The sequence below is a fragment of the Brevundimonas sp. genome, assembly GCF_031412435.1.
Classification (GTDB): Bacteria; Pseudomonadota; Alphaproteobacteria; order Caulobacterales; family Caulobacteraceae; genus Brevundimonas.
In genome coordinates this window covers 1-3,219 of record NZ_JANODA010000066.1, presented here as the reverse complement: position 1 = coordinate 3,219, position 3,219 = coordinate 1, and the positions used below count along the sequence as shown (strand labels likewise).

Annotated in this window: 3 protein-coding genes; 2 read left to right on the top strand and 1 reads right to left on the bottom strand. The window is 66.8% G+C overall.

The annotated features are described in order from the left end of the window. Nucleotides 1–356 precede the first annotated feature (356 nt). Nucleotides 357–1,838 (bottom strand): serine hydrolase, encoded by a 1,482-nt coding sequence (locus tag RMO01_RS13050; RefSeq protein ID WP_309629493.1) that lies wholly within the window; start codon nt 1,836–1,838, stop codon nt 357–359. A gap of 340 nt (nt 1,839–2,178) precedes the next feature. On the opposite strand from RMO01_RS13050, the gene RMO01_RS13045 reads away from it, so the two are divergent. Further along, nucleotides 2,179–2,670, top strand: coding sequence for a TIGR01841 family phasin (locus RMO01_RS13045; RefSeq protein ID WP_309629492.1), 492 nt, complete (start codon nt 2,179–2,181; stop codon nt 2,668–2,670). 180 nt (nt 2,671–2,850) lie between these two features. Further along, nucleotides 2,851–3,183: an ATP-dependent Clp protease adapter ClpS gene (gene clpS / locus RMO01_RS13040; RefSeq protein WP_309629491.1), complete on the top strand. Its 333-nt coding sequence runs from the start codon at nt 2,851–2,853 to the stop codon at nt 3,181–3,183. Nucleotides 3,184–3,219 lie beyond the last annotated feature (36 nt).

Sequence of the window (3,219 nt, the reverse complement as noted above, 5' to 3'; positions counted from 1 at the left end):
CCCCGCCGCACGTCCGGGTCCTGGGCCCAGGACGCCTTCCCCTCGCGACGGGACGGGAGAAGTGTACGCGCGGTTTGGAGGGCGCCTGCGATAAAGGCCCTAAATAATCCCGGACATTGAAATCGTTGGGGTCCTGGGGGGGATGTGTTGATGCGTCTGGGTGTTTTCCTTCTCCCCCTTGCCGGAGAAGGTGGCAGCCGAAGGCTGACGGATGAGGGGTCGTGCCGACGGCTGAGTTGAGGTTGGACCGGGTTCACTGGCCAGGGACGGAATCACCCCTCACCCGCCGGCGCAAGAACGATCGCTACGCTCTCGTGCGCCGCCTCCCTCTCCCGCAAGGGGCGAGGGAAGGAAAATCAGCCGCCCGGGCGGACCACCATGCAGGTGACACGACGTTCGGCGAGGGCCTCGCAGGCGGATTGTGCTGCGGCCTCGGTCATGCCGGTGAAGCGCGAGCGGTGCCAGCCGGCGGCGCTGGCGACGTTGCGTTCGGCGGCTGTGAACTGGGCGCGGAAGCGGCGGTTGACCTCGGTCAGCCAGTTGCGTGCGACCGTCTCGTCCCGGAAGGCGCCGACCTGGACCGACCAGCGGCCGGCGGGCGGTGTTGCGGCCGGGCGGGGCGGATTGGCGACGGCGCCGCGGTTCAGAGTGGAGGGCGCGCCGGCGGGCGGCGCGACGCCGCCGTTGAGGCTGGCGGTCAGGCTTCCGTTGCGGGTGGGCGTTGCGACCTCGGCCCGGTGAACCGGCGGCGCGGCGGGCGTGGCCGCCGACGGGGGCGGCGTGGCGCGGGTGTAGCCCGACGGCGAGGCGGTCGCGAGGACGGGTTGGGACGCAGGCGTCGGCAAGGCGGTCCAGGCGACGCCGCTGGACCCCTGGCCCTCTTCCCGTTCGACGATCGGAGCGCCGTTCAGTGCGGCATAGGCGACGGCGCCGCCGGTGTCGGGGCCGCCGACGCCAAAGCCGCGCGCCTCGAAGAAGGTCTGGGCCGTCTGGATGCGCTCGCCGGCGGCGCGACGGGTCTCGACCTCGAAGCCAGTGTCCATCAGGGCGGCGACGTGGGCGTTGCGGGTCGGGCTGGACCGCCCGCCGAGCACGACGGTGATCACCCGCTTGCCGTTGCGCACGGCCGAGGCGGCGAGATTGTAGCCCGAGGCGTTGGTGAAGCCGGTCTTGATCCCGTCGTAGCCCTGGCCGCTGAGGAGCAGGCCGTTGGTGTTGCGGTACTCGCGCCCCTGATAGTTCCAGTCGTGCAGACCGAAGTAGCTGTAATACTGGGGATAATCGCGCATAACGGCGCGGGCCAGGATGGCCAGGTCGCGGGCCGAGGTCAGCTGGCGGCTGTCGGGCAGGCCGTTCGGATTGACGTAGCGGGTCTGGGTCATGCCCAGTTCCTCGGCCTTCAGCGTCATCATCGAGGCGAAACGGGCCTGGGAGCCGCCGACGTGTTCGGCGAGGGCCATGGCCATGTCGTTGGCGGACCGCACGGCGGTGGCGCGCATGGCGTCGTCGAGGCGAATCGTCTGACCGGCGGCGAGACCGAGCTTGGACGGCGGTTGCGAGGCGGCGAGCGGCGAGACGGTAATGACGTCATCCAGGGTCGCACTGCCCTTCTCCAGAGCCTCGAAAACCAGATAGAGGGTCATGACCTTGGTGACCGAGGCCGGGTAGCGGCGGCTGTCCGCGTGACGGCCGAACAGGACCTCGCCCGTACCGGCGTCGACGACGATGGCGGCGTAGCGGCTGTTTTCACCCGACTGGGCCTCGACCCGGTTCAACCCAAGGCCGGCCAGGCCGACGAGGAGGGAGAGGGCGCAGAGCCCCGCAAGAATGCGGCGCATGGGGCTGGGTCTGGTACGCATCATCGCCAAGCGAAGCCTCTTACATCCGTGACGCGGCGACGGCCCCCCGGCGCGACGCAAGTGATGAGCCTAGCATGAGGGCCGCAGGTTTCACGGTGGTTAAGCAGGTATCAACGCGGATTTAAACGAACCAATCCTGATACGCGAGCCTGGCTCCGGCCGTTCGCCGGGAACCGGATCACCGTTCCGATGTTGCAGTGCACAAAAGTTCTTGACGTCTGTTCGCACCTGCACCATATGAGGCTCGTCGACCCGGGACCCGCCCGGGGAGAGAAACATTCTGGCGGGCCAACCGCCGAACCAGGTTCAGGAGACTACCATGGCTGACAGCGTCGAAACCGTGAAGAAGACCGTCGAACAGGCCACCGCGACCGCCAAGGTCCAGGGCGAGCAGTTCAAGGCCCAGGCCGAGCAGTTCCAGGCCAAGGGCACGCAAGCCCTGCGCGAAGGCGTCGAGAAGACCTCGGCCACGATCGCCGAGCTGTCGGCCCAGTCCAAGCAGAATCTCGAAGCCCTGACCGCCTCGGCCACGGCCGCCCAGAAGGGCGCCGAGGCCCTGTCGGCCCAGGTCGTTTCCTACACGAAGTCGAGCTGGGAAAACGGCGTCGCCGCGGCCCAGACGATCTCGCAGGCCCGCTCGATCCAGGAGCTGATCGAGCTGCAGACCAACTTCGCCAAGTCGGCGATGGAAACCTACCTCTCGGAAGTCACCAAGATGACCGAGACCGTGACCGGTTCGGTCAAGGACAGCTTCAAGCCGATCAACGAGCGCGTCACCGCCTCGGTCGAGAAGTTCCAGGCCGCCCGTTAAGGCGACCTGCCAAAGTTCAGTAGCGTAAGCTGAGGCCCCCCGGAGCGATCCGGGGGGTCTTTTGCTTGTCTGGCGATCAAGAGTCGCGGCTTGTTCACGACACCCGTGACTGGACGCGACTCCAAAACCGGCTGACACTTCCTACATAGCGTTTCGACTCCCCCGAAATGACGGACGACGATGCCAACCAAAAGGCCAGGTGAAGGACAGGATCAGGGCTTCGGCGCTGGCACCGTCACCGAGACGAAACCGAAGCTTCAGAAGCCCTCGCTGTACCGGGTGCTGATCCTGAACGACGACTACACGCCGATGGAATTCGTCGTCTATGTGCTGGAGCGGTTCTTCCAGAAGAGCCGCGAGGACGCGACCCGCATCATGCTGCATGTGCACCAGCATGGCGTCGGGGTGTGCGGCGTCTTCACCTACGAAGTGGCCGAAACCAAGGTCGCCCAGGTGGTCGAGACGGCGCGCCGTCACCAGCACCCGTTACAATGCACTATGGAAAAAGACTGAGAGGATCTCCCCATGCCCTCGTTTTCACGTCCTCTC